The sequence below is a fragment of the Aeromicrobium sp. PFPM2_SD2 genome, assembly GCF_057364525.1.
Genome location: NZ_JBNFNZ010000613.1, coordinates 1 through 1,150, shown reverse-complemented (window position 1 = coordinate 1,150; position 1,150 = coordinate 1). Strand labels below are relative to the sequence as shown.

Here is a 1,150-nt window from a genome sequence, read left to right as displayed (position 1 = left end):
GGGCCGTGCGGGCGGCGGCGTCCGCCGAGCGTCTGGCCGGCGTCGCCACGCAGGGACGCCGGCTGCGGGTCGCGGCCATCGTCGACGAGTTCACCCGGCGCTGCCTGCGCCTGGAGTGCGACCTCGTCGACCTGCACCCCGACACGTGGCAGGAGGAGCTGGAGGCGGCCGACGTCGACCTGCTCTTCGTCGAGTCGGCGTGGCGCGGGCACGAGGGCACCTGGCACAACGCCGTCCACCGGCGGCCGGCCGAGCTGCTCGCGCTGCTCGAGCACTGCCGCGAGCGGGGCGTGCCGACCGCCTTCTGGAACAAGGAGGACCCGGTCCACTTCCACACGTTCCTGGACGCCGCGGCCGAGTTCGACCACGTCTTCACCACCGACGCCGACCGCGTGCCGCACTACCGCGACGCCCTCGGCCACGACCGCGTGCACCTGCTGCCGTTCGCGGCTCAGCCGCGGCTGCACAACCCGGTCGAGGGCGAGCTGCCGCGCAAGGACGCCATGGTGTTCGCCGGCGGCTACTACACGCGCTACACCGAGCGGATGCGCGACCTGGACGCCCTGCTCGAGGGCGCGTCGTCGGTCGTCCCCGTCGAGATCTTCGACCGCATGCTCGGCACCACGCACGACGCCTACCGCTTCCCCGAGCGCTACGAGCAGTACGTCGTCGGCAGTCTGGACCCCTCGCGCATCGACTACGCCTACAAGGGCTACCGCTTCGCGCTGAACCTCAACTCGGTCAAGCAGTCGCAGAGCATGTTCGCCCGCCGCGCGTACGAGCTGCTGGCCAGCGGCACCGTGACGCTGTCGAACTACGCGCGCGGGCTGCGCGTCATGCTCGGCGACCTCGTGCCGATGACCGACGGCTCGGCGCGCGCCGCCGAGATCGTGGCCGGGCTGTGCGACGACGCGGTGCGCTACGACCGCCTGCGGCTCATGGGCCTGCGCAAGGTCCACGCCGAGCACACCTACCGCGAGCGGCTGCGCTACGTCGTCGCGGCCGTCACCGGCGCCCCGTACGAGCTCGAGCTGCCCGCGGTGCTGGTCGTGGCCCGCGTCGCGTCCACCGAGCAGCTCGACCAGGTCGACGTGACGGTGCGGGCCCAGTCCGGCGTCCGTGCCCGGCTCGTGTCGTCACCGACGACGCG

Annotated in this window: 1 protein-coding gene; it reads left to right on the top strand. The window is 72.9% G+C overall.

The genetic code is table 11. The features are described from left to right. Positions 1-1,150: CgeB family protein (locus tag AC2W7G_RS16865; protein ID WP_485869456.1), on the top strand; the 1,150-nt coding region annotated here is incomplete at both ends.